20 protein-coding genes, 1 tRNA gene and 1 pseudogene are annotated in these 25,906 nt (G+C 67.5%); 4 read left to right on the top strand and 18 right to left on the bottom strand.

What is annotated here, in order from left to right; all coding sequences use genetic code 11:
- Positions 1-366: 366 nt before the first annotated feature.
- Both ACFZDI_RS04865 and ACFZDI_RS04870 read right to left on the bottom strand, forming a co-directional pair.
- The gene (locus tag ACFZDI_RS04865; RefSeq protein ID WP_391247729.1) at positions 367-768 is read right to left on the bottom strand and encodes a hypothetical protein; all 402 of its coding nucleotides are present in this window, start codon (positions 766-768) and stop codon (positions 367-369) included.
- Between the two features lie 99 nt (positions 769-867).
- A complete protein-coding gene (locus ACFZDI_RS04870; protein ID WP_391247731.1) occupies positions 868-1,053 on the bottom strand; it encodes a hypothetical protein in 186 nt (61 codons plus the stop codon).
- A gap of 188 nt (positions 1,054-1,241) precedes the next feature.
- On the opposite strand from ACFZDI_RS04870, the pseudogene ACFZDI_RS04875 reads away from it, so the two are divergent.
- The 3 genes and pseudogenes from ACFZDI_RS04875 to ACFZDI_RS04885 all read left to right on the top strand — a co-directional run bounded on the left by ACFZDI_RS04875 (position 1,242) and on the right by ACFZDI_RS04885 (position 4,469).
- Positions 1,242-2,647, top strand: a pseudogene (locus tag ACFZDI_RS04875) (S41 family peptidase).
- A gap of 35 nt (positions 2,648-2,682) precedes the next feature.
- Positions 2,683-3,351: a histidine phosphatase family protein gene (locus ACFZDI_RS04880; RefSeq protein ID WP_391247733.1), complete on the top strand. Its 669-nt coding sequence runs from the start codon at positions 2,683-2,685 to the stop codon at positions 3,349-3,351.
- Between the two features lie 98 nt (positions 3,352-3,449).
- The gene (locus ACFZDI_RS04885) at positions 3,450-4,469 is read left to right on the top strand and encodes a hypothetical protein (protein ID WP_391247735.1); all 1,020 of its coding nucleotides are present in this window, start codon (positions 3,450-3,452) and stop codon (positions 4,467-4,469) included.
- 123 nt (positions 4,470-4,592) lie between these two features.
- Here ACFZDI_RS04885 and tuf read toward each other — a convergent pair whose 3' ends face one another.
- The 16 genes from tuf to ACFZDI_RS04965 form a co-directional block, all read right to left on the bottom strand.
- Positions 4,593-5,786, bottom strand: a complete 1,194-nt coding sequence (tuf, locus tag ACFZDI_RS04890) for an elongation factor Tu (protein ID WP_033308978.1) — start codon at positions 5,784-5,786, stop codon at positions 4,593-4,595.
- A gap of 156 nt (positions 5,787-5,942) precedes the next feature.
- Complete coding sequence (fusA, locus tag ACFZDI_RS04895) at positions 5,943-8,069, bottom strand: elongation factor G (RefSeq protein ID WP_234849657.1); 2,127 nt, start codon at positions 8,067-8,069, stop codon at positions 5,943-5,945.
- Positions 8,070-8,108: 39 nt separating this feature from the next.
- Positions 8,109-8,579 (bottom strand): 30S ribosomal protein S7, encoded by a 471-nt coding sequence (gene rpsG, locus ACFZDI_RS04900; RefSeq protein WP_003998848.1) that lies wholly within the window; start codon positions 8,577-8,579, stop codon positions 8,109-8,111.
- 2 nt (positions 8,580-8,581) lie between these two features.
- Positions 8,582-8,953: a 30S ribosomal protein S12 gene (rpsL, locus tag ACFZDI_RS04905; RefSeq protein ID WP_003948652.1), complete on the bottom strand. Its 372-nt coding sequence runs from the start codon at positions 8,951-8,953 to the stop codon at positions 8,582-8,584.
- Between the two features lie 320 nt (positions 8,954-9,273).
- Positions 9,274-9,795 carry a DUF1707 and DUF4190 domain-containing protein gene (locus tag ACFZDI_RS04910; protein WP_234849658.1) on the bottom strand — a complete coding sequence of 174 codons (522 nt, stop codon included), beginning with the start codon at positions 9,793-9,795 and terminating at the stop codon, positions 9,274-9,276.
- Positions 9,796-10,247: 452 nt separating this feature from the next.
- On the bottom strand, positions 10,248-14,147 hold the full coding sequence (locus ACFZDI_RS04915; protein ID WP_234849659.1) for a DNA-directed RNA polymerase subunit beta': 3,900 nt from the start codon (positions 14,145-14,147) through the stop codon (positions 10,248-10,250).
- A 94-nt stretch (positions 14,148-14,241) separates the two neighbouring features.
- Positions 14,242-17,727: a DNA-directed RNA polymerase subunit beta gene (gene rpoB, locus ACFZDI_RS04920; protein WP_234849660.1), complete on the bottom strand. Its 3,486-nt coding sequence runs from the start codon at positions 17,725-17,727 to the stop codon at positions 14,242-14,244.
- Positions 17,728-18,299: 572 nt separating this feature from the next.
- A complete protein-coding gene (gene rplL, locus ACFZDI_RS04925) occupies positions 18,300-18,689 on the bottom strand; it encodes a 50S ribosomal protein L7/L12 (protein WP_033308983.1) in 390 nt (129 codons plus the stop codon).
- A gap of 114 nt (positions 18,690-18,803) precedes the next feature.
- Positions 18,804-19,334, bottom strand: coding sequence for a 50S ribosomal protein L10 (gene rplJ, locus ACFZDI_RS04930; RefSeq protein ID WP_234849661.1), 531 nt, complete (start codon positions 19,332-19,334; stop codon positions 18,804-18,806).
- A 310-nt stretch (positions 19,335-19,644) separates the two neighbouring features.
- On the bottom strand, positions 19,645-20,472 hold the full coding sequence (locus tag ACFZDI_RS04935) for a DUF1396 domain-containing protein (RefSeq protein ID WP_234849662.1): 828 nt from the start codon (positions 20,470-20,472) through the stop codon (positions 19,645-19,647).
- 93 nt (positions 20,473-20,565) lie between these two features.
- Positions 20,566-21,420 carry a hypothetical protein gene (locus ACFZDI_RS04940; protein ID WP_391247739.1) on the bottom strand — a complete coding sequence of 285 codons (855 nt, stop codon included), beginning with the start codon at positions 21,418-21,420 and terminating at the stop codon, positions 20,566-20,568.
- Between the two features lie 128 nt (positions 21,421-21,548).
- Complete coding sequence (rplA, locus tag ACFZDI_RS04945) at positions 21,549-22,274, bottom strand: 50S ribosomal protein L1 (protein ID WP_234849665.1); 726 nt, start codon at positions 22,272-22,274, stop codon at positions 21,549-21,551.
- Between the two features lie 77 nt (positions 22,275-22,351).
- On the bottom strand, positions 22,352-22,786 hold the full coding sequence (gene rplK / locus ACFZDI_RS04950) for a 50S ribosomal protein L11 (protein ID WP_003992325.1): 435 nt from the start codon (positions 22,784-22,786) through the stop codon (positions 22,352-22,354).
- Between the two features lie 166 nt (positions 22,787-22,952).
- A complete protein-coding gene (gene nusG, locus ACFZDI_RS04955) occupies positions 22,953-23,777 on the bottom strand; it encodes a transcription termination/antitermination protein NusG (protein ID WP_234849667.1) in 825 nt (274 codons plus the stop codon).
- 80 nt (positions 23,778-23,857) lie between these two features.
- A complete protein-coding gene (gene secE, locus ACFZDI_RS04960; RefSeq protein ID WP_030839741.1) occupies positions 23,858-24,142 on the bottom strand; it encodes a preprotein translocase subunit SecE in 285 nt (94 codons plus the stop codon).
- A 108-nt stretch (positions 24,143-24,250) separates the two neighbouring features.
- A tRNA-Trp gene (locus ACFZDI_RS04965) sits at positions 24,251-24,323 on the bottom strand.
- Between the two features lie 306 nt (positions 24,324-24,629).
- Here ACFZDI_RS04965 and ACFZDI_RS04970 point away from each other — a divergent pair.
- Entirely contained in the window at positions 24,630-25,856 is a 1,227-nt protein-coding gene (locus ACFZDI_RS04970; protein WP_391247741.1) for an aminotransferase class I/II-fold pyridoxal phosphate-dependent enzyme, read from the top strand.
- Positions 25,857-25,906: the final 50 nt, after the last annotated feature.

Here is a 25,906-nt window from a genome sequence, read left to right on the forward strand (position 1 = left end):
TTCCTTCTGCTGCCTTCGTTTCTCCGACCCACGCGGTCGGGCGTGTCGCACTCTCGCTGACACAGATGCCCCTTGTTCGAACATCCCTGCGGGATTGCGCACGGCCCTTCCGGAACCGCAAGCCGAGGACGAAGGCCCACCGGGTGCCTGGCCAGTGCCGCACCGCACTTCCCGAAAGATTCCCGTACGTCCGCCCCAGCGCTGCCGTGTGGCAGTTAGGGCGACGAGTACTGTGGGACTCGCTTCCGGTCCCCCCGGCGGGAGGCGCGCAGCATCAACACTCGACCGAGCAACTCCGACAGTCTGCCATATGGGGCAGGGCCGACGCCAATCGAGCCGGAGAGAATACCCCGGGGGTGATGTAGATCAAACCCGGGCGGTCGAGGGCCCTCCGAAGGACGCCAGGAAGTCGTTGACAACACTCCTGGAGAACGGGTCCGTGCCTGGATCCTCCGGGGTGACGATGCTGACGGCGTAGTACTCGGACAGCAGGAGCCCCGTCCCTTCGACGGCTGCCGCGTCCTCCTGGGAGGAAGCGTGGATCCCGGAAACAGTCGTCGCGTGCAGAGGCTGCGCGTGATGCCGGTAGAAGACGGCGTACGGCCCTTGCCCCTCGGCATCGAGCGCGTAGCCGTGCTCTTCCCAGAAGTCCTCCATCTCCTGGCCGGAGCTGAACGTGACGATGCCCGAGAAGCCGTCGTCCTCCGGTTCGGGCAACCCCCAGTCGGCCGGGGCGCCGGGCGGAAGGGGTTCCCCGTACAGGAACATCCCCGGCCACACGCTGTCTGCCGAGTCGGACGAAACGACGCATGCCCTCGGGGAACGACGCGTCCACGACGAAGTCGGTCGAGTGGCCGGTGAGATCCATCAGAGTGCCTCGCGATGGTGTACGGACATGTCGTCGATGCCGGTGTCCGGGTCCGGCCATTCGTTCTCGACCTGCCGATACCAGGGCGCGAACTGCACCTCCACCAGGCCGTCGCCCTGATTCACGCGTACGCGACGTCCCGACGCCAGGTCATCGTCCGTTTCTTCGCCGGACTCCTGCGTCAACCGCCTACGGAACCCGTCCCGGGGCGTCGCGAGCCGGTTCCGACGTCATGCTCCAGTGTCCCGGCCTGCATTGAGGCGACCCGAACGGGGGCTGCCCCCAACTTGCGTCCACCAGCCCGCCGGATGGCCCACCCCCCGCTCCCCCAGCCACCGTGATGGCACACGACCACACCACGGGGGAACCCACCATGCGCACCATCACAGCCACCGCCCTCGCCCTGGCCCTCGTCACAGCCACGGCGACGGCAGCCGCAGCACCCACCGCCGCGGCCACCGCCGACAGACCCGGCGCCGAGGGCCTCTGGCGTATGGACGGTTACGGCACCGTCCTCTCCCTTCGCGGCGACACCCTGCAGGAGTACCAGACGACGTCCGTCAGCTGCCTCAAGGGTGACAACGCCCGGCGGACCGGCGTCGGTGAGTACACGGACGCGTACGGCACCGTGCAGACCGTGCGCCCGGGCCCCCGCCGGGACCGGGCGACCCTGCGCCCCGAACCCTCCGTCGGGCACCGCACGCTGCGGCGGATCCACGAACTGCCCGCCGACTGCACCCGCCTCGCCCCGGAAGACCCCCGCACCTCCTTCGACGTCTTCTGGCACACCTTCGCCGAGAACTACCCCTTCTTCGCCGCGAAGGGCGTCGACTGGCGAGAGGCCCGGGACCATTACCGGCCCCGGGTGCACAACGACACCACCCGCGAGCAACTCTTCTCGATCTTCAGCGACATGGTGCGGCCCCTCTACGACGCCCACGTCGCCGTCCAGGACGGGAAGCGCGTCTTCGCCCAGGTCCGTCCCGGCACCCAGATGCCCAGCCCTCAACTGGACGAAAGAGCCAAGAAGTTCGTCATCGGCCGGGACCTCGTGGGTGCCCCCTACCGTCGGGACTTCGCAGGCGGCCGCATCACCTACGCCGACCTCCCCGGCCACGCCGACCAGGGCTACCTCCGCATCTCCGGCTTCGCCGGCTACGCCCCCGGCAACGCCCCGTACGCCGCCCACCGCGCCGAGCTCGACAAGGCCCTGGACACCATCCTCACCGAGCACCGCACCGATCGCCTCAAGGGCCTGATCATCGACCTGCGCATCAACGGCGGCGGCTCCGACGCCCTCGGCATCCACATCGCGGAGCGTCTGACGGACAAGGCGTACGTCGCCTACTCCAAGCGGGTCCGGAACCACCCCACCGACCCGGGCCGGCACACCCGCCCCGAGCCGATCCGGTCCTCCCGGCGGACGGGCCCCGCTACACCGGGCCGATCGCCGTACTGACCGGGGGTACGACCGTCAGCGCCGGTGAGACCTTCACGCAGGCCTTGATCGACCGCCCGGGCGGCACCGTCCGCATCGGACAGGCCACCCAGGGCGTCTTCTCCGACGTCATGGAACGCCGCCTGCCCAACGGCATGACCGTGATCCTGCCGAACGAGGAGTTCCTCAACCGCTCCGGCCGGACCTACGACGGCACGGGCATCCCGCCCCACCTGACCGAACCGGTCTTCACCGAGGACGAGTTCGCGAAGAAGCGGGACTCGGCGTTCGACCGCGCGGTCGGCGTTCTGCGGGAACTTGGCGCAGCCGCCGCCCACTGACTCGGACGACGAGCCAGGGTGCCAGAGTGGGGGGCATGCGCCTGCTCCTCATCCGCCACGGCCAGACCCCTTCCAACCTCAAGCACCTCCTGGACACCGCGGCGCCGGGACCGGCGCTGACCCCACTGGGGCAGCAGCAGGCGGCGGCCCTTCCGGCGGCGCTCGCGGGCGAGGAGATCGGCGCCCTCTACGCCTCCACCCTGCTCCGCACGCAGCTCACCGCCGCGCCGCTGGCGGCCCGGACAGGGCTGGAGGTCCGTGTGCGGGACGGCATCCGGGAGCTGTCCGCCGGCGACCTGGAGATGCGCGGCGACGACCTCGCCATCGAGACGTATCTGAACACCGCCTTCGCCTGGTCCGCGGGCGAGACGGAGCTTCGCATGCCGGGCGGGGAGAACGGGGTGGAGGCCCTCGGACGTTTCGACTCCGTGGTCGAGGAGGCCTCGGGTACGGGGGCTGGGACGGTGGCCCTGGTCAGCCATGGTGCGGTCATCCGTATGTGGGTGGCGGCACGAGCCGGGAACATCGACGTCGACTTCGCGTCCACGCACCAGCTACAGAACACCGGAGTCGTCATCCTCACCGGCACTCCTGCCGAGGGCTGGCAGGTACGGGAGTGGGCCGGCCGTTCCATCGGCCCCCAGTCCGGCGCCCCGCAGGAGAGCGGCCCCGCGGGAGAAGCCGTGGATCACACCGAGTTCTAACGCCCCCACTCCGGGACGCCGGAAAGAGCGCTCCCACGGGAGAAGCCCTCGACGACACCGTCGCCCAGCGTCCCAGTTCCAGGACGTACCCTGCGGCCATGCCCCGCACCACCCCACCCCGCCCCCTCGACGTCACCGGTCTCTTCCCCGAGCTGGCCCCGCTCGCCCGCACCGCCGTACGGCTGCACCCCCGGGCCGGTGCGCCGACCGCGAATGACAGTTCCCTCGGCGGGCCCCTGCTATGGCCGGCCGATGAACCCTGGCCCGGCTGCCCCGAGCACACCGGCCCCTGGCACCGCGGGCTCGACCCCGTCGACGTCCGGCTCCGGCGGCGCATCCTCGCGGAGGCCTGGGCCCGCCCGCGCGCGCAGGGAGAGAAGCTGCTGACCGACGAGGAGCGGGTGATCGTCGACCGGGCGACGAAGGAGACCCGCATATCGCAGGACGGGCCCGTCCCCCTGGTGCCCGTCGCCCAGCTGTACGCCCGGGACGTTCCGGGCCTGCCCTGCCCGGAGGGAGCCGACCTGCTGCAGGTGCTGTGGTGCCCCTTCGACCACGCCCCGGACGCTCTGCCGTACACGGAGTTGCGCTGGCGTGCCACGGCCGACGTGGCGGCCTCTCTCACCGACATCCCGCAGCCGTCCGTCATCGGCAACGACGGCTACCTGCCCGAGCCGTGCGTCCTGCATCCCGAGCCGGTCACCGAGTACCCGGCACCGCACGAGCTGCCCGGGGAACTCGCCCACCGGATCAGCGCGTGGGAAGAAGAGAACGAGGAGGAGGCCGACGAGGAAGAGGCCGACGTCTGCTACCAGTACGACCTCGCGGTCGCCCCGGGCAGCAAGGCCGGCGGTCACGCTCCCTGGAGCTTCTCCGATCCGTTCCCGATGTCCTGCCCCGAGTGCGGCGGGCCGGTTCGCCCCCTGCTCACCCTCGACGGCACGGAGTGGGACGGCGGCAGCGGAAGTTGGCGGCCGGTCGAGGACGCGGGCTACGACGGCCACCACTTCCTCGGACCTGCATGCGACACACAGTTGGAGATCGGCCGGAGTTACAGCTTGCAGCTCTATGTCTGCCGGGCGTCCTCGGACCACCCGCACGTCCAGAACATGCAGTGACCGCCGGGAAGCCGCCCGCTCAGTCACCCGGCCCCGGACACGGCAAAGGGACCCGCACGACCGAAGTCGTACGGGCCCCTTCGAGCCACTCAGGTCAGTAGACCCTCAAGCCAGTCCGGAGACTCACTTGTTGATCTTGGTGACCTGGCCGGCGCCCACGGTCCGGCCACCCTCACGGATGGCGAACTTCAGGCCCTCCTCCATGGCGACGGGCTGGATGAGCTCCACCTTCATCTCGGTGTTGTCACCCGGCATGACCATCTCGGTGCCCTCGGGGAGGGTCACCACGCCGGTCACGTCCGTCGTACGGAAGTAGAACTGCGGGCGGTAGTTGTTGAAGAACGGCGTGTGGCGGCCACCCTCGTCCTTGGACAGGATGTAGGCCTGCGCCTCGAACTCGGTGTGCGGGGTGACCGAGCCCGGCTTGATGATGACCTGGCCGCGCTCGACGTCCTCGCGCTTGATGCCACGGAGGAGCAGACCGACGTTCTCACCGGCCTGGCCCTCGTCGAGGAGCTTCCGGAACATCTCGATGCCGGTGACCGTGGTGGTGGTCTTCTCGGTCTTGATGCCGATGATGTCGACGGTCTCGTTGACCTTGAGGACACCACGCTCGATACGGCCGGTGACGACCGTACCGCGACCGGTGATCGTGAAGACGTCCTCGATCGGCATCAGGAACGGCTTGTCGACGTCACGCTCGGGCTCGGGGATCGCCGTGTCGACGGCGTTCATGAGCTCGAGAACCGAGTTGCCCCACTCCTTGTCGCCCTCAAGGGCCTTCAGAGCGGAGACCTTGACGACGGGAACGTCGTCGCCCGGGAACTCGTACTCGGAGAGGAGCTCACGGACCTCGAGCTCGACGAGCTCCAGGATCTCCTCGTCGTCCACCATGTCGGCCTTGTTCAGGGCGACGACGATGTACGGAACGCCGACCTGGCGGGCCAGGAGCACGTGCTCCTTGGTCTGCGGCATCGGGCCGTCGGTGGCGGCGACCACGAGGATGGCGCCGTCCATCTGCGCCGCACCCGTGATCATGTTCTTGATGTAGTCCGCGTGACCGGGGCAGTCGACGTGGGCGTAGTGACGCGTCTCGGTCTGGTACTCGACGTGCGCGATGGAGATGGTGATACCGCGCTGGCGCTCCTCAGGAGCCTTGTCGATCTGGTCGAAGGCCGAGGCCTCGTTCAGGTCCGGGTACGCGTCGTGCAGCACCTTGGTAATGGCGGCCGTGAGGGTCGTCTTACCGTGGTCGATGTGACCGATGGTGCCGATGTTGACGTGCGGCTTAGTCCGCTCGAACTTCGCCTTCGCCACTGGGGTCCTCCTGTGGAGTGGTTCTGGTACGCCTTACTCATCGGCGCCAGGTGATCTTTGCTGGAAAGCCCGGGCCCCGGGGCATTCTCACCGCGATTGCGGCGGAATGCCCCTCAAGGCTCCGGAGTCAAGCCTACGGCGTGTAGACGCGGTGCGTTACTCGCCCTTGGCCTTCGCGATGATCTCCTCGGCGACGTTCCGCGGAACCTCGGCGTAGGAGTCGAACTGCATGGAGTAGCTCGCACGGCCGGACGTCTTGCTGCGCAGGTCGCCGACGTAACCGAACATCTCCGAGAGGGGCACGAGGCCCTTCACGACGCGGGCACCGGCCCGCTCCTCCATGGCCTGGATCTGACCACGGCGGGAGTTGATGTCGCCGATGACCTCACCCATGTAGTCCTCGGGCGTGGTGACCTCGACGGCCATCATCGGCTCGAGCAGCACGGGGCTGGCCTTGCGCGCGGCCTCCTTGAAGGCCTGCGAACCGGCGATCTTGAACGCGAGCTCGGAGGAGTCCACCTCGTGGTAGGCACCGTCGAGCAGCGTCACGCGCACACCGGTCATCTCGTAACCGGCGAGGATGCCGAACTGCATGGCCTCCTGCGCACCGGCGTCCACCGAAGGGATGTACTCCTTCGGCACACGGCCACCGGTCACCTTGTTGATGAACTCGTACGAGGCGTCGCCACCCTCGATGGGCTCGATCGCGATGATGACGCGAGCGAACTGGCCGGTACCACCCGTCTGCTTCTTGTGGGTGAACTCGACCTTCTCGACGGCCTTGCGGATCGTCTCACGGTACGCGACCTGCGGCTTGCCGACGTTGGCCTCGACCTTGAACTCGCGCTTCATGCGGTCCACGAGCACCTCGAGGTGAAGCTCGCCCATACCGCCGATGACGGTCTGGCCGGTCTCCTCGTTGGTGTGCACCTGGAAGGAGGGGTCCTCCTCGGCCAGGCGCTGGATCGCGACGCCGAGCTTCTCCTGGTCGCCCTTCGACTTGGGCTCGATGGCGACCTCGATGACCGGCGCCGGGAAGTCCATGGACTCCAGGATGACCGGGTTCTTCTCGTCCGCCAGCGTCTCACCGGTGGTGGTCTGCTTCAGGCCCATGACGGCGACGATGTCGCCGGCGCCCACCGACTCGATCTCCTCACGCTTGTTGGCGTGCATGCGGTAGATCTTGCCGATGCGCTCCTTGCGGCCCTTGACCGAGTTCAGCACGGCGGTGCCGGACTGCAGACGGCCGGAGTACACGCGGACGAAGGTGAGCTTGCCGAGGTGCGGGTCGCTCATGATCTTGAACGCCAGCGCGGCGAGGGGCTCGTCCTCCGACGGCTTGCGCGCGATGACCTGCTCCGGGTCCTTCACGTCGTGGCCCTCGATGGCCTCGACGTCCAGGGGGGTGGGCAGGTAGCGCACGACCGCGTCGAGCAGGGGCTGAACGCCCTTGTTCTTGAACGCGGTGCCGCAGAACACGGGGGTGACGGTGGTGCCGCCGCCCTTGCCGGACGCGATGGTGATACGACGGATCGCGGCGTAGAGCTGCTCCACGGTGGGCTCGGTGCCCTCCAGGTACAGCTCCATCAGCTCTTCGTCGTTCTCGGCGACGGCCTCGAGCAGCTTGCCGCGGTACTCCTCGGCAGCCTCGGCGTGGGTGTCCGGGATGTCGACGGTGTCGTACATCTCGCCCTTGGTCGCCTCGGCCGACCAGACCAGGGCCTTCATCGTCACGAGGTCGATGACGCCCTTGAAGTCCGCCTCCGCACCGATCGGCAGCTGCATGACCAGCGGCTGCGCGCCCAGGCGGTCCGAGATCATGTCCACGCAGCGGTGGAACTCGGCGCCGGTACGGTCCAGCTTGTTGACGAAGCAGATACGCGGCACGCCGTAGCGGTCGGCCTGACGCCACACCGTCTCGGACTGCGGCTCGACACCGGCGACACCGTCGAACACCGTCACGGCACCGTCGAGCACGCGCAGGGAGCGCTCCACCTCGACGGTGAAGTCGACGTGACCCGGGGTGTCGATGATGTTGATGGTGTAGTCGTTGTCCTCGAGCGGCCAGTGACAGGTGGTCGCAGCAGACGTGATCGTGATGCCACGCTCCTGCTCCTGCTCCATCCAGTCCATGGTGGCGGCGCCGTCGTGGACCTCACCGATCTTGTACGACACGCCGGTGTAGAACAGGATCCGCTCGGTGGTGGTCGTCTTGCCCGCGTCGATGTGGGCCATGATCCCGATGTTGCGGACCTTGGCCAGGTCAAGTGAAGTGGTAGCCATAAGGCTTCAGTCTTCTCTCGGTCTCGATGTGGGTAGCGACTACCAGCGGTAGTGCGCGAAGGCCTTGTTGGACTCGGCCATCTTGTGGGTGTCCTCGCGCTTCTTCACGGCCGCACCGAGGCCGTTGGAGGCGTCGAGAAGCTCGTTGAGGAGACGCTCGGTCATGGTCTTCTCGCGACGGGCGCGGGAGTAACCGACCAGCCAGCGCAGCGCCAGGGTGTTGGCGCGGCCGGGCTTGACCTCGACCGGCACCTGGTAGGTGGCGCCACCGACACGGCGGGACTTGACCTCGAGGGTCGGCTTGATGTTCTCAAGAGCGCGCTTCAGCGTGATGACCGGGTCGTTGCCGGTCTTCTCGCGCAGGCCCTCCATGGCGCCGTAGACGATGCGCTCGGCGGTGGAGCGCTTGCCGTTCAGCAGCACCTTGTTGATGAGCGACGTGACCAGAGGAGAACCGTAGACCGGGTCGATGATGACCGGGCGCTTCGGGGCGGGGCCCTTACGAGGCATTCTTACTTCTCCTTCTTGGCGCCGTAGCGGGAACGGGCCTGCTTGCGGTTCTTGACACCCTGGGTGTCGAGGGAGCCACGGATGATCTTGTAGCGAACACCCGGCAGGTCCTTCACACGGCCGCCGCGCACGAGCACGATGGAGTGCTCCTGCAGGTTGTGTCCCTCACCCGGAATGTAAGCGGTGACCTCGATCCCGCTGGTCAGACGCACACGCGCGACCTTACGCAGGGCCGAGTTCGGCTTCTTCGGGGTGGTCGTGAACACACGCGTGCAGACGCCCCGGCGCTGAGGGGAACCCTCGAGTGCGGGCGTCTTGTTCTTCTCGACCTTGTCCTGCCGGCCCTTACGGACCAGCTGCTGGATCGTAGGCACTACTTCTCCGGTTTCTGTGTGCCGAATGGTGAAGCTAACCTGGAACATCGCCGACCCACGCGGTCGGGTGTGTCGAATCCCGCGGACTCCCGCCGCCAGGCAGAAACAGCGCAGATTGCGGTGGCCGGTGTCAGCTCGCCGTGCGGTTCATGGCACACACGCGAGCCAGGGCACACCCCAGGCACAAGGTCTGAGCGTACCTACCGCATTCGCTGCGGTCAAAACAAATGGGCACCGCCCGCATCGCCATGCGGGACATGTCAAGCCCCCCGGCCGTTGTCGATCTTCAATTCGACGGCGACTGTCCGTTTTGCATACCTTCACGATGCTACGACGGACACCACCGTGAGCAACACCAGAACGAGTGCCCAAGCCGCCGTGGACAACCACCCGAGCACCAGACCGGTCAGCGCGAGCCCGTCCCCCAGCTCGCCCCGGCTGCGGATCTCGGCCCGGGCCACATGCCCCAGCACGACGGCCGGAATGCCGGTCAGCCCCATGGTCGGCACGCACAGCAGCCCGCACACCCCGGCCGCGACGGCCTTCCCGTTGGTCCGGGGCCGCGGCACCGGCAGGAACGTCCCCGGCATGGGCAGGACCGAGGCCGGCTGCGGCAGCGGCCCCTGCGGCAGGTCCGCGACGAGCAGCGCCAGCTCCCCCACCGTCCGCGCCGCGTACGCCCGCCCGACCCGCTTCTCGAACTCGCCCCGCTCCATCCGCCCCTCGCCGTATCCGGCTCTGAGCACGTCCACGGCCCGCTCCCGGTCGGCGTGCGACGCGAGCATCGACGGAGCACCGGAGCCCTGCCAGGGCTGCCAGGACGGATAGTGCGGCTGCGACACGGAGCACCTCCCCGGTGGCCGGAGTCCTTCCATGATGCGCCGAAGCGGCGGTTCCGGCACCGGTGCGTGGGCCACAGGGCGCCGCTATCGGCCAGACGGCCCGCCGCAGCAGGATCAACGACACCGACCCGTCAGGGAGGGGCGCAGCATCAGCCCGGACAGCCGCGCCGAAGCAGGAGCTCCGGTACCGGTTCGCCGGGGGCGGGGCCCTGCATCCGGCCAGGCGGCCGCCAGACGCCCTCCCACACGCGCACGTGCCTCGGTCGCCCAGAGTCGCCCCGCCCGCCCGTCGAAGCCTCGGTGAGGCTGCGTAGCGGGTGCTTCCCACCCGGTCCCCCAGCCGGGAACGCCCAAGAGGCCCTCAGCCCGGGAACGCCGACGAGTCCCCGGCCCGGGAACGCCGAAGGGCGGCCACCCCGCAGGGTGGCCGCCCTTCGACTCAAGCGACTCGCTTACTGGTTGTACGGACCGTAGTCGTAGTCCTCCAGCGGAACGGCCTGGCCGGAGCCCGTGCCGAACGGCGAGTAGTCGATGTCGTCGTAGCCGACGGCCGAGTACATCGCGGCCTTGGCCTCCTCGGTCGGCTCGACCCGGATGTTGCGGTAGCGGGACAGACCCGTACCGGCCGGGATGAGCTTACCGATGATGACGTTCTCCTTGAGGCCGATGAGGCTGTCGGACTTGGCGTTGATCGCCGCGTCCGTCAGGACTCGGGTCGTCTCCTGGAAGGAGGCGGCCGACAGCCAGGACTCCGTCGCCAGCGAGGCCTTGGTGATACCCATGAGCTGCGGACGACCCGAAGCCGGGTGACCGCCCTCCTGGACCACACGACGGTTCTCGTGCTCGAACTTCGAGCGCTCGACCAGCTCACCGGGCAGCAGCTCGGCGTCGCCGGACTCGATGATCGTCACGCGGCGCAGCATCTGCCGGATGATGATCTCGATGTGCTTGTCGTGGATCGACACACCCTGCGAGTTGTAGACCTTCTGGACCTCGCCGACCAGGTGGACCTGGACGGCACGCTGGCCCAGGATGCGCAGCACGTCGTGCGGGTTGGTGGCACCCACGGTGAGCTTCTGGCCCACCTCGACGTGCTCGCCCTCGCTGACCAGGAGACGGGCACGCTTCGAGATCGGGAACGCCGTCTCGTCGCTGCCGTCGTCCGGGGTGACGACGATCTTCTTGGTCTTCTCGGTCTCCTCGATCCGCACGCGGCCCTGGGCCTCGGAGATCGGGGCGACACCCTTCGGGGTACGGGCCTCGAAGAGCTCGACGACACGCGGCAGACCCTGGGTGATGTCGTCACCGGCCACACCACCGGTGTGGAAGGTACGCATCGTCAGCTGGGTACCGGGCTCACCGATGGACTGGGCGGCGATGATGCCGACCGCCTCACCGATGTCGACCAGCTTGCCGGTGGCCAGCGAACGGCCGTAGCACATCGCGCAGGTGCCAACGGCGGACTCGCAGGTCAGGACCGAGCGGGTCTTGACCTCCTCGACACCGCGCTGCACGAGCTCCTCGATGAGGACGTCGCCCAGGTCGGTGCCGGCCGGGGCCAGCACCTGACCGTCGACCACGATGTCCTCGGCGAGGCAGCGCGCGTACACGGACGTCTCGACGTCCTCGGTCTTGACCAGACCACCCTCGGCGTTCCGGTCCGCGATCTTGAGGCGCAGACCGCGCTCGGTGCCGCAGTCCTCCTCGCGGATGATGACGTCCTGGGAGACGTCGACCAGACGACGGGTGAGGTAACCCGAGTCGGCGGTACGCAGAGCGGTGTCCGCCAGACCCTTACGGGCACCGTGCGTGGAGATGAAGTACTCCAGCACGGACAGGCCCTCACGGAAGGACGCCTTGATCGGACGCGGGATCGTCTCGTTCTTCGCGTTCGACACCAGACCACGCATACCGGCGATCTGACGCATCTGCATCATGTTGCCTCGTGCACCCGAGTTCACCATCATGAAGATCGGGTTGGTCTTCGGGAAGTTGTCGTTCATCGCCTCGGCGACCTCGTTGGTCGCCTTGGTCCAGATCGCGATGAGCTCCTGCGTGCGCTCGTCCTTGGTGATCAGACCGCGCTCGTACTGCTTCTGGACCTTCTCGTCCTGCGCCTCGTACCCGCGGACGATCTCCTTCTTCGCCTCGGGGACGACGACATCGGAGATGGCCACGGTGACGCCGGAGCGGGTCGCCCAGTAGAAGCCGGCCGCCTTCAGGTTGTCGAGCGTCGCCGCCACGATGACCTTCGGGTAGCGCTCGGCGAGGTCGTTGACGATCTCGGAGAGCTGCTTCTTGCCGACCTCGTAGTCGACGAACGGGTAGTCCTCGGGCAGCAGCTCGTTGAAGAGCGCACGGCCCAGGGTGGTGTTCAGCCGGAAGCTGTCACCCTGCTGCCACTCGGGCTCGCCCTCCTCACGCGCCGGCGGGGTCCAGCCACGCGGCGGGATGGTGCCGACCGGGAAGCGGACGTCGATCTTCGACTGGAGCGACAGCTCGCCTGCGTCGAAGGCCATGATCGCCTCGGCGACCGAGGCGAAGGAACGGCCCTCGCCCTTGAGGTCGCGCATCTCGCCGTCGGTGGTGAGGAAGAACAGACCGAGGACCATGTCCTGGGTCGGCATCGTCACCGGGCGGCCGTCGGCCGGCTTGAGGATGTTGTTCGAGGACAGCATCAGGATGCGGGCCTCGGCCTGCGCCTCCGCGGACAGCGGCAGGTGCACGGCCATCTGGTCACCGTCGAAGTCCGCGTTGAACGCGGTGCAGACGAGCGGGTGGATCTGGATGGCCTTGCCCTCGACCAGCTGCGGCTCGAAGGCCTGGATGCCGAGGCGGTGCAGCGTGGGCGCACGGTTCAGCAGAACCGGGTGCTCCGCGATGACCTCTTCCAGCACGTCGTACACGACCGTGCGGCCGCGCTCGACCATGCGCTTGGCGCTCTTGATGTTCTGCGCGTGGTTCAGGTCGACCAGGCGCTTCATCACGAACGGCTTGAAGAGCTCCAGCGCCATCGCCTTCGGCAGACCGCACTGGTGCAGCTTCAGCTGCGGACCGACGACGATCACGGAACGCGCGGAGTAGTCCACACGCTTACCGAGCAGGTTCTGACGGAAGCGGCCCTGCTTGCCCTTCAGCATGTCGCTGAGGGACTTCAGCGGGCGGTTACCGGGACCGGTGACCGGACGGCCACGGCGGCCGTTGTCGAACAGCGCGTCCACGGCCTCCTGGAGCATGCGCTTCTCGTTGTTCACGATGATCTCGGGCGCACCGAGGTCGAGAAGCCGCTTCAGGCGGTTGTTGCGGTTGATCACACGGCGGTACAGGTCGTTCAGGTCGGAGGTCGCGAAGCGGCCACCGTCCAGCTGCACCATCGGACGCAGGTCCGGCGGGATGACCGGCACGCAGTCGAGCACCATGCCCTTGGGGCTGTTGCTGGTCTGCAGGAACGCCGAGACGACCTTCAGGCGCTTGAGCGCACGGGTCTTCTTCTGGCCCTTGCCGGTGCGGATGATCTCGCGGAGCTTCTCGGCCTCCTCGTCGAGGTCGAAGGACTCCAGGCGCTTCTGCAGCGCCGCGGCACCCATCGAGCCGTCGAAGTACGTGCCGAAGCGGTCACGCAGCTCGCGGTAGAGCAGCTCGTCGCCCTCGAGGTCCTGGACCTTGAGGTTCTTGAAGCGGTTCCACACCTCGTCGAGGCGGTCGATCTCGCGCTGCGCACGGTCGCGCAGCTGCTTCATCTCGCGCTCGGCACCCTCGCGCACCTTGCGGCGCACATCGGCCTTGGCGCCCTCGGCCTCCAGCTCGGCCAGGTCGGTCTCGAGCTTCTTGGCGCGGGCCTCCAGGTCGGCGTCGCGGCGCTGCTCGATCTGCTGGCGCTCGACGGAGACGTGGGCCTCCAGCGAGGGCAGGTCGCGCGTACGGCGCTCCTCGTCGACGTACGTGATCATGTACGCCGCGAAGTAGATGACCTTCTCGAGGTCCTTCGGCGCCAGGTCGAGCAGGTAGCCCAGACGCGACGGAACACCCTTGAAGTACCAGATGTGCGTGACGGGCGCGGCCAGCTCGATGTGGCCCATCCGCTCACGGCGCACCTTGGCGCGGGTCACCTCGACGCCACAGCGCTCACAGATGATGCCCTTGAAGCGGACGCGCTTGTACTTGCCGCAGTAGCACTCCCAGTCCCGGGTCGGACCGAAGATCTTCTCGCAGAAGAGTCCGTCCTTTTCGGGCTTGAGGGTGCGGTAGTTGATGGTCTCGGGCTTCTTGACCTCGCCGTGGCTCCACTGACGGATGTCGTCAGCGGTGGCCAGACCGATCCGGAGCTCGTCGAAGAAGTTGACGTCGAGCACTATGCGTCAATCCCTCTCAGGGTTGTAAGTCATGGGGTCTGATACGGGGGTCCTGGGGCCGGCGGCCTTCATGACGAAGGCCGCCGAACTCCCGTCAGACCTCTTCGACGCTGCTCGGCTCTCGCCGGGACAGGTCGATGCCAAGCTCCTCCGCAGCGCGGAAGACGTCCTCGTCGGTGTCGCGCATCTCGATGGACATGCCGTCCGAGGACAGCACCTCCACGTTGAGGCACAGGGACTGCATCTCCTTGATGAGCACCTTGAAGGACTCGGGGATGCCGGGCTCGGGGATGTTCTCGCCCTTGACGATGGCCTCGTAGACCTTCACTCGGCCGGTGACGTCGTCGGACTTGATGGTCAGCAGCTCCTGGAGGGCGTACGCGGCGCCGTAAGCCTCCAGCGCCCACACCTCCATCTCACCGAAGCGCTGGCCACCGAACTGGGCCTTACCACCCAGCGGCTGCTGGGTGATCATCGAGTACGGACCGGTCGACCGGGCGTGCAGCTTGTCGTCGACCAGGTGGTGCAGCTTGAGGATGTACATGTAGCCGACGGAGATCGGCTCCGGGAACGGCTCGCCGGAACGGCCGTCGAACAGCGGCGCCTTACCGGTCGGGAGCACCATGCGCTCGCCGTCGCGGTTCGGGATGGTGTGGTTGAGCAGACCGGCCAGCTCGTCCTCACGCGCACCGTCGAAGACGGGGGTGGCGACGTTGGTGCCCGGGGCGACCTGGTCGGCCTCGATGGCCTGCAGGCGCTGCGCCCAGTCGTCCGCGAGGCCGGAGACGTCCCAGCCGCGGCTGGCGAGCCAGCCGAGGTGGATCTCCAGGACCTGTCCCGGGTTCATTCGGGACGGCACACCGAGCGGGTTGAGGATGATGTCGACCGGGGTGCCGTCCTCCAGGAACGGCATGTCCTCGATCGGCAGGATCTTCGAGATGACGCCCTTGTTGCCGTGACGGCCGGCGAGCTTGTCACCGTCGGTGATCTTGCGCTTCTGCGCGACGTAGACGCGCACCAGCTGGTTCACACCGGGGGGAAGCTCGTCGCCCTCCTCGCGGTCGAAGACGCGGACGCCGATGACCTTGCCGGTCTCGCCGTGCGGCACCTTCAGCGAGGTGTCACGGACCTCACGGGCCTTCTCACCGAAGATCGCGCGCAGCAGGCGCTCCTCGGGGGTCAGCTCGGTCTCACCCTTGGGGGTCACCTTGCCGACGAGGATGTCTCCGGCGATGACCTCGGCACCGATGCGGATGATGCCGCGCTCGTCGAGGTCGGCGAGGACCTCCTCGGAGACGTTCGGGATGTCCCGGGTGATCTCCTCGGGGCCGAGCTTGGTGTCACGGGCGTCGACCTCGTGCTCCTCGATGTGGATCGAGGAGAGGACGTCGTCCTGCACGAGGCGCTGCGACAGGATGATCGCGTCCTCGTAGTTGTGACCCTCCCACGGCATGAACGCCACGAGCAGGTTCTTGCCCAGCGCCATCTCGCCGTTCTGGGTGGCCGGACCGTCGGCGAGGACCTGGCCCTCGATGATCCGGTCGCCCTCGTTGACGATGACCTTCTGGTTGACCGAGGTGCCCTGGTTGGAGCGGGCGAACTTGGCCAGGCGGTACGTGATGTACGTGCCGTCGTCGTTGGCGGTGGTGATGTAGTCCGCGGAGACCTCCTGGACCACACCGGGCTTCTCGGCCTTGACCACGTCGCCGGCGTCGACCGCGGAGCGGTACTCCATGCCGGTGCCGACGAGCGGCGCCTCGGACTTAATCAGCGGCACGGCCTGACGCATCATGTTCGCGCCCATGAGGGCACGGTTGGCGTCGTCGTGCTCGAGGAAGGGGATCATGGCGGTCGCGACCGACACCATCTGGCGCGGCGAGACGTCCATGTAGTCCACGTCCTCGCCACCGACGTAGTCGACCTCGCCGCCCTTGCGGCGGACCAGCACGCGCGCCTCGGCGAAGCGGAGGTCGTCGGTGAGCGGCGCGTTGGCCTGCGCGATGACGAAGCGGTCCTCCTCGTCGGCGGTCAGGTAGTCGACCTCGTCGGTGACCTGGCCCTCGAACACCTTGCGGTAGGGGGTCTCGACGAAACCGAACGCGTTGACCCGGCCGTAGGAGGCGAGCGAGCCGATCAGACCGATGTTCGGGCCTTCGGGCGTCTCGATCGGGCACATGCGGCCGTAGTGCGAGGGGTGCACGTCACGGACCTCGAAGCCGGCCCGCTCACGGGAGAGACCACCCGGGCCAAGCGCCGACAGACGGCGCTTGTGGGTGAGACCCGACAGCGGGTTGTTCTGGTCCATGAACTGCGACAGCTGGCTGGTGCCGAAGAACTCCTTGATGGAGGCGACGACCGGCCGGATGTTGATCAGGGTCTGCGGCGTGATCGCCTCGACGTCCTGGGTCGTCATCCGCTCGCGGACGACACGCTCCATACGCGCCAGGCCCGTACGGACCTGGTTCTGGATGAGCTCGCCGACGCTGCGCAGGCGGCGGTTGCCGAAGTGGTCGATGTCGTCGGTCTCGACGACGATGTTCGTACCGCTGTCGCCGACCGTCTCGGTCTCGCCCGCGTGCAGCTTCACCAGGTACTTGATGGTCGAGATGATGTCCTCGACGGTCAGGATGCCCGCGTCGAGCGGAGCGTCCGCACCCAGCTTCTTGTTGACCTTGTAGCGGCCGACCTTGGCCAGGTCGTAGCGCTTGGGGTTGAAGTAGAGGTTCTCGAGCAGCGTCTGCGCGGCCTCACGCGTGGGGGGCTCGCCCGGACGCAGCTTGCGGTAGATGTCGAGCAGCGCGTCGTCCTGGCCCTGGGTGTGGTCCTTCTCCAGGGTGGCGCGCATGGACTCGTACTCGCCGAACTCCTCGAGGATCTGCTCGGTGGTCCAGCCGAGCGCCTTGAGCAGGACGGTGACGGACTGCTTGCGCTTGCGGTCGATGCGCACACCGACCATGTCGCGCTTGTCGATCTCCATCTCCAGCCAGGCACCCCGGGACGGGATGATCTTGGCGGAGAAGATGTCCTTGTCGGACGTCTTGTCGATGGAGGAGTCGAAGTAGACACCGGGCGAACGGACCAGCTGCGACACCACGACACGCTCGGTGCCGTTGATGACGAAGGTGCCCTTGTTCGTCATGAGCGGGAAGTCGCCCATGAAGACCGTCTGGGACTTGATCTCGCCGGTCTCGTTGTTCGTGAACTCAGCGGTGACGAAGAGCGGGGCCGCGTACGTGAAGTCGCGCTCCTTGCACTCGTCGATGGAGTTCTTCGGCGGCTCGAAGCGGTGGTCGCGGAAGGTCAGCGACATCGACCCGCTGAAGTCCTCGATCGGGGAGATCTCCTCGAAGATCTCCTCGAGCCCGGACTTGGTGGGGACGTCCTGACCGTTCTCGAGAGCCTCCTCGACCCGACTCTGCCAAGCGGTGTTGCCGAGGAGCCAGTCGAAGCTCTCGGTCTGCAGCGCGAGCAGGTTCGGAACCTCAAGAGGCTCCTTGATCTTTGCAAAAGAGATGCGCAGCGGGGCAGTGCTGGCGGCGTTGTTCGTATTCGCGGTCGAGGCGTTGCGCGAGGCGGCCAAGAGGGGGTCCTTCCGAGGGCTCGGACTCACTACGCGCGTACCGGCCCCTCTCCCGTACATGGAGACAAGCTGTGCCGTGGGGGCCGAAAGGCCAGGTCAGGCATGTCTTGTCATCGATGCTCGGGCGAGGGCAGACCCCTGGTGACGGGCAGGGGACAGCTAACAGGCAGCGCAAAGGGTCAGTGTAGCCACTTGGCACACTGATGTCCAGTGCGGGTTCTGGAACCCGTGTTCACCCTCGTTGTTCCACTCCTGCGACAAGGCGCTGCCCTCAACGCACGTTGATACTGCCCTCTTCGTCGCCGATCCATGCCTCGGATTCGGATCCTGTGACGACGCGTCCTGAGAATTGCGCGCTGCGTGCGGTTCGTCAAGGCCCCTCTGCCCGATCCGGGGCCGCCCGGAGACACGACGAAGATCACCATACCCCCCGTCACCGGGGCTTCAAGGCAACCGTGGCCCGCCCCCGAGAACGCCGAAGAGCGACCACCCGGATGGATGATCGCTCTTCCGCGCTTACGCGTTACACGTCCAGCGGGACGTGCCGTGGATCCTGACGGATCCGGAAGGTCTTACTTGACCTCGACGGAGGCGCCGGCGCCCTTGAGGGACTCGGCGGCCTTCTCGGCGGCGTCCTTGGCGACCTTCTCGAGAACGGGCTTCGGGGCGCCGTCCACGAGGTCCTTGGCCTCCTTCAGACCCAGGGAGGTCAGCTCACGCACGACCTTGATGACCTGGATCTTCTTGTCGCCGGCACCGGTGAGGATGACGTCGAACTCGTCCTGCTCCTCAGCGGCCTCGGCAGCGGCGCCACCAGCGGCACCACCGGCGACGACGACCGGCGCGGCAGCGGCGGCGGTGACGTCGAACTTCTCCTCGAACGCCTTCACGAACTCGGAGAGCTCGATGAGGGTCATCTCCTCGAACTGCGCGAGCAGGTCTTCCTGGCTGAGCTTCGCCATGATGGCGGTCCTTCCACTAATTCGGCAGGTGCCGGATGTACATGTGAGGCGGGCGTACTACTGGCCCGCTACGGTCGCCGCGTTCAGGCAGCGGCGGCCGGGATGCGAGCCGAGTTACTCGGCACCGCCCTGCTCGTCCTGCTTGGCACGGAGCGCGTCCACGGTGCGGACGAGCTTCGACGGCAGCGCCTGGAAGACGGAGGCAGCCTGGGACTGCTTCGCCTTGAAGGCACCGGCCAGCTTGGAGAGCAGAACCTCGCGGGACTCGAGGTCCGCAAGCTTCTTGATCTCATCGGCGGACAACGCCTTGCCGTCAAGGACGCCGCCCTTGATGACGAGGTTGGGGTTGTCCTTGGCGAAGTCACGGAGACCCTTCGCCGCCTCGACCGGGTCACCGGTCACGAAGGCGACGGCCGACGAACCCGCAAAGAGGTCGTCCAGCGTCGTGATCCCGGCCTCGTTGGCCGCAATCTTGGTCAGCGTGTTCTTCGCCACACGGTACTGAGCGTTCTCACCGAGTGAACGACGCAGCTGCTGGAGCTGCGCGACGGTGAGACCGGTGTACGCGGTAACGACAGCAGCGTTGGAGTTGCGGAACTTGTCCCGCATCTCCTCGACGGCATCGACCTTGTCAGGCCTCGCCATGAGCCTCGGCCTCCTTCCGGGTGATTCGGACCGCGCGGACCCGAAGGAGGACTGGGGAAAACGAAACGCCCCGGCGCAAGCGCACGGGGCGTAGCTCGACCGGCTTCACGCACGCACGAGGCGGCGCGCTCCGGGAGCTTCTCCTGTGTCACCTGCGCGGGCCGTCCGCCGTTTCAGCGGATCCTTCGGCCACCGCGCCCTCTGATGAGCGCGCGGTAAACGACCAGCGGTCTTTGGCTTCTGTAGGAGAGTACGGGAACGGATCGCCGTCAAGCAAATCCGCCCGTACGGCTGATCAGCGCGGGGCGGTTCAGCCCTCGTCCAGCTCCTTGAACATCTCGCTCAGGTCCGCGACGTCCTTGGCCGGCGGGGCCGTGACGGTGACCGGCTTGTTGTAGTCGAGGAAGGTGATGGTCATGTCCATCGGACCCTTGTCGGCCTGGCCCTTCATGCGGAACTGCTTGGTGTGGTCCTCGCCGTCGACCCACATGTCCATCGTGAACTTGTCGATGCCGAGCTTCTCGTACTGCTTGATGCTCTTCTCGCGCTGCTTGCGGGTCTCCGCCTTCTCGTCCTTGAGCGAGGCGCGCAGGTCGTCCAGGGTGACCGTGCCCGAGTAGTGGGTGGTCTCGACGCCCTCGACCTCCTCGCTGCCGACCTTCTTCACGTCCTTGGCGCCCGTGAGGAAGGTGGACTCGGCCGCCGGGTTCTGTTCGGCCTGGGTCGGCGACCCCATCTTGTCGATCTCCTTGGCCGCGTCGGAGCCGGAGAGATCGAACTTCAGCCACTTCTTGCCGTCCATCTCCTTGGCCATCTCGGCTCCCCCACCGAGATACATGGCCTTGTCGACGAGACGGATCTCCACGGACTCACCGGCGGCCTGATCGGGCGCCTGCATCTTCATGCTCATGGCGATCGTGGGCTTGAGGCGCATGGACGCCTCACCCTCGACGCGGCCCGACTCCGGGACCGTGCCCTTCATGCGGTACTGGAGGGACGTGATGTCCTCCGTGTTCTTCGCCGCCTTGGCGACGGCCGCGGCGGGCGTCATCTCCGGCGACTTCTCGGATCCGCAGCCGACGGCACCGGCGGCGAGAAGCAGGGCGCACGCGCCGGCGGCAGGTATGGATGTCCTCATCGATTCCCCCCAAGGAATACATGCTCGCTTCACAGCAAGGCGGCGAGCCTATCCCAGTGGGGCACACGTGATCTATCCGAATTCGACGCCGGGTCAGGGCGCGACGGACTGCTTGCGCACCAGATCCTCGAAGTCGCCGGTGTCGGACGCCGGGGGCCGCTCGGCCCGGACCGGCGCGCCGTAGTCGGCGTAGTGCGCGGTCTGGGTCAGCCGACCGGTGGTCGTCCGCGCCTTCTCGACCTTCTTGATCAGCAGGTTCCGCCGGTCGACCCAGATGTCGACGGTCTCGGTGGTGACACCGGCCTCGGCGAGCTGCTTGCGCAGGGCGGCGTCGGTGACGTCGGCGGCCGCCACCGTGCCGGACCAGTGCGTCGCGGTCCGGCCGCGGACGGTCTCCTCGCCGACCTTCCTGACGTCGCCGGAGGACAGCAGCAGCTTCACGGACTGGTTGGGCGTGGTGCTGCGCATCTGGTCGCCGAGGTGGGCACCGGAGCCGCCGGCGAGGGCGTCGAGGTCCTCGTACGCGTACCGGATCCAGCGCTTGCCGCCGGTCTGCTCGGCGAACTTCTCGCCCAGCCGCGCGTAGTACGCCTCGGGCAGGTAGCGGGCCTCCATCGACGTGGTGCCGAGCCGGCGCATGGTGTCGGCGACGGTGCCGCCGGTGTACCTGATGGTGAGGGTGCCGGTGATGCCCTCGCTCCAGCCGAGGGTGCCGTCGGCCGTCATGGACATCAGCGAGCCCATGGTCGTCGTGGACTCGACCCGGGCGGAGCGGGCCGAGTCGGTGGCGCGCTCGGCGGAGCGCAGGGCGGCCAGGGCCCGGCCACGGGCGGCGCGGTCGTCCCGGCCGGGACTGTCGGAGGAGTCCTGGGACGTGCAGGCGGTCACCCCCGTCAGTGTGGTCATCGCGAGCACCAGGCCCACCCGGCGCACGGTCGTGCCCTGCATACGTCCCCCCCGATCCCATCCGGTTCCCGCACGTTAACCCAGGCCACCGGCGTACGTACCGGAAAAGGGAACGGGCCCCGCACCTGTAAGAGGTGCGGGGCCCGTGACCGGTTGGGTGAGCCTCAGGCTCAGACCGCAGCCGGGTCCTCCTCGACGAGGAGGTTGCGGGTGCGGTTGGAGTCGACCGGAATGCCGGGGCCCATCGTGGTGCTGATGGCGGCCTTCTTGATGTAGCGACCCTTGGCGGCGGACGGCTTCAGACGGAGGATCTCCTCCAGAGCCGCGCCGTAGTTCTCCACCAGCTTGGTGTCGTCGAACGACGTCTTGCCGATGATGAAGTGCAGGTTCGCGTGCTTGTCGACACGGAACTCGATCTTGCCGCCCTTGATCTCGGTGACGGCCTTGGCGACGTCGGGGGTGACGGTGCCGGTCTTCGGGTTCGGCATCAGACCACGCGGACCGAGCACGCGGCCGAGGCGGCCGACCTTGCCCATGAGGTCCGGGGTGGCGACGACGGCGTCGAAGTCCAGACGGCCCTTCGACACCTCGTCGATCAGCTCGTCGGCGCCGACGATGTCGGCGCCCGCGGCACGCGCGGCCTCGGCACGGTCACCGGTCGCGAAGACCAGGACCCGGGCGGTCTTACCGGTGCCGTGCGGAAGGTTCACGGTGCCACGGACCATCTGGTCGGCCTTGCGCGGGTCGACACCCAGGCGGAAGGCGACCTCGACGGTGCCGTCGAACTTGGTCGTGGAGGTCTCCTTGGCGAGACGGACGGCCTCGAGCGGGGCGTAGAGCTTCTCCCGGTCGACCTTGGCGTCCGCAGCGCGAAGGGACTTGCTGCGCTTGCTCACTACTGCTCCTGTGGATTCTTAGGAGTCGTGGTCCGGGCCGAGCAGGCCCCGCCACTACTGCTGGTGGTGGTTGGGGCTCAGCCCTCGACCGTGACGCCCATGGAACGGGCGGTGCCGGCGATGATCTTCTCGGCGGCGTCCAGGTCGTTGGCGTTGAGGTCGGGCATCTTGGTCGTGGCGATCTCACGGACCTGGTCACGCGTGATCTTCGCGACCTTGGTCTTGTGCGGCTCGCCGGAGCCCTTCTCGATGCCCGCGGCCTTCAGGATCATCTTCGCGGCCGGCGGCGTCTTGGTGATGAAGGTGAAGGAACGGTCCTCGTAGACCGTGATCTCCACCGGGATCACCCAGCCACGCTGCGACTCGGTCGCGGCGTTGTAGGCCTTGCAGAACTCCATGATGTTCACGCCGTGCTGACCCAGCGCGGGGCCGACCGGCGGGGCCGGGTTGGCGGCACCGGCCTGGATCTGGAGCTTGATGAGCCCCGTGACCTTCTTCTTCTTGGGAGGCATAGCTCTCCGGGTCCTTTCGATTCGGGTCCTGCCCACGCCCGGGGACCACCCGGATGCAGGCATACCGCACAACGATAACGGGTATGGATGCGCGGCTGAAAACCGAGCAGGTCAGGCAAGCGCCGGAGCGATCGCCTGACCTGCGCGGAAGCGGTGAGTCCGGAAGTCAGTTCTTCTGGATCTGGTCGAAGGAGAGCTCGACCGGCGTCTCGCGGCCGAAGATCTCGACGAGGCCCTTGACCTTCTTCGAGTCGGGGTTGATCTCGTTGATGGTCGCCTGCAGCGTGGCGAACGGACCGTCGGTGACGGTGACCGAGTCGCCGACCTCGAAGTCCAGCACCTGGACCTCGACCTTGCGCTGCGGGGCCGGCTTGCCCTCGGCCTCGGCGGCGTCGCGGGCCGCCTTCTCCTCGGCCTCGGGGGCGAGCATCTTGACGATCTCGTCCAGGGTCAGCGGGTACGGGTCGTAGGCGTTGCCCACGAAGCCGGTGACGCCGGGGGTGTTGCGGACGACGCCCCAGGACTCGTTCGTCAGGTCCATGCGGACCAGGACGTAGCCCGGAAGCTTGTTCTGCTTGATCGTCTTGCGGTCGCCGTTCTTGATCTGGACGACCTCTTCCTGCGGCACCTCGGCCTGGAAGATGTAGTCCTCGACGTTCAGCGAGACGGCGCGCTGCTCGAGGTTGGTCTTCACGCGGTTCTCGTAGCCGGCGTAGGTGTGGATGACGTACCACTCGCCGGGCAGGACCCGCAGTTCATCGCGGAGCTTCTCGATCGGGTCGCGGTCGTCCTCGGGCTCTTCCTCGAGTTCTTCCGCGGCCTCTTCGGCGTCCTCGGTCTCCGCCTCGGCGGCGTCGTCCGCGACGGCGTCGGCAGCCTCGACCTCGGCGGAGGCCTCGGTGTCCTCGCTGTCCGCGCCCTCGACGATGTCGAGCTCGTCCTCGACGGACTCGACCGGCTCGATGGCGTCGTTCACGTTCGGGTCAGACACGGTGGCTGCTTCTTCCTGGATACATAGGGGTGGAACATGCGAAAGGAGCGCCGGGTACCTCGGCGCTCTTCGCGGACTGCTCAGCCGAACACGTACTTCGCGGCGTTGCTGAGCCCATAGTCAATCACGGTGACCAGGCCGATCATGATGACGACAAAGATGATCACCACGGTCGTGTAGGTCGTCAGCTGGTTGCGGGTCGGCCAGACGACCTTGCGCAGCTCTGCGACGATCTGGCGGTAGAAGAGGGCGAGCCGCTTGAGCGGGCCCTTCTTGCCGCGCTTGCCGCCCTTGCGGGTCTTCTTGGACTCCGGCGCCTCGTCCTGGGCATCAGGCATGTCGATGGAGCCCACGGCGTCCGTCACTCGTCCTCACCTGATTCCGGGTCGTGGCCGTGCCGCGCCCGGTCTGAGCCGCACGGCGGTGCATTGCTGTACGTACATGCGCACACATCCTGGCGAAGGTGTGTGTAGCAGGGCCGGAGGGACTTGAACCCCCAACCGCTGGTTTTGGAGACCAGTGCTCTACCAATTGAGCTACGACCCTTTGTGTGTCCCCCAACGTACCGCATCCATCCGGATGCTTGGTGTGCACCGAACGGGCGCGGCCTGCGGAAGGCCAACGAGGTGAGAGTGTACGTGCTCCGCGGCCGGTCGTCGAACAGAAAGGGCCCGCGGGAGGGCTCGTTGGCGGAAGATCGCCTCGCGGGCGGGGACCGGACTGACGTGAATCAGTTGAAGATCGCGCAGGCCGAGCGGGCGATCCGCACGGTTGTTCAAGGGTTTGCCCGACGTTGTTCAGTCTGTGAAACCCCCGTGCCGCGCGCGTTTCCGGTCTGGAACGATGGGGCCCATGAGCGCTGCAACCCCTCCCACCGAGCGCCGGGTCTCCGCCCGAGTCGGCGCGATCTCCGAGTCCGCCACCCTCGCCGTGGACGCCAAGGCCAAGGCCCTCAAGGCCGCCGGGCGGCCGGTGATCGGCTTCGGCGCCGGTGAGCCCGACTTCCCGACCCCGGACTACATCGTCGAGGCCGCGATCGAGGCCTGCAAGAACCCGAAGTTCCACCGCTACACGCCGGCCGGCGGCCTCCCCGAGCTGAAGGCCGCGATCGCCGCGAAGACGCTGCGCGACTCGGGCTACGAGCCGGACGTCTCGGAGATCCTCGTCACCAACGGCGGCAAGCAGGCCATCTACGAGGCCTTCGCCGCGATCCTCGACCCGGGCGACGAGGTCATCGTCCCCGCGCCGTACTGGACGACCTACCCGGAGTCGATCCGGCTGGCCGGGGGTGTCCCGGTGGAGGTCGTCGCCGACGAGACGACCGGCTACCGGGTGTCCGTCGAGCAGCTGGAGGCGGCCCGCACCGAGAAGACGAAGGTCGTCCTCTTCGTCTCCCCGTCGAACCCGACCGGCGCGGTCTACAGCGAGCAGGAGACCGAGGCGATCGGCCGCTGGGCCGTCGAGCACGGCCTGTGGGTGATGACCGACGAGATCTACGAGCACCTGGTCTACGGCGACGCGAGCGCGGTGTCGCTGCCGGCGGTGCTGCCCGAGCTGCGCGACAAGTGCGTCGTGGTGAACGGTGTCGCGAAGACGTACGCGATGACCGGCTGGCGCGTGGGGTGGATCATCGGCCCGAAGGACGTCGTCAAGGCCGCGACGAACCTCCAGTCGCACGCCACGTCCAACGTGTCCAACGTCGCCCAGGCCGCCGCGCTGGCCGCCGTCGCCGGTGACCTGGACGCCGTGGCGAAGATGCGCGAGGCCTTCGACCGGCGCCGCAAGACCATCGTGCGGATGCTGAACGAGATCGACGGCGTGGTATGCCCGGAGCCGGAGGGCGCGTTCTACGCGTACCCGTCGGTGAAGGCGCTGGTCGGCAAGGAGATCCGGGGCCGGCGGCCCAAGGACACGGTCGAGCTGGCCGCGCTGATCCTGGAGGAGTCCGAGGTCGCGGTGGTGCCGGGTGAGGCGTTCGGCACGCCCGGTTATCTGCGGCTGTCCTACGCGCTGGGTGACGAGGACCTGGTCCAGGGTGTGAGCCGGATCCAGAAGCTGCTGGCGGAGGCCAGGGACTGACGCCTGCGTCTGGTCTGGGGCACATACCGGTTCCGGTATGTGCCCCATTT

This window comes from Streptomyces sp. NPDC007907 (assembly GCF_042959365.1).
Lineage (GTDB): Bacteria > Actinomycetota > Actinomycetes > Streptomycetales > Streptomycetaceae > Streptomyces > Streptomyces indiaensis.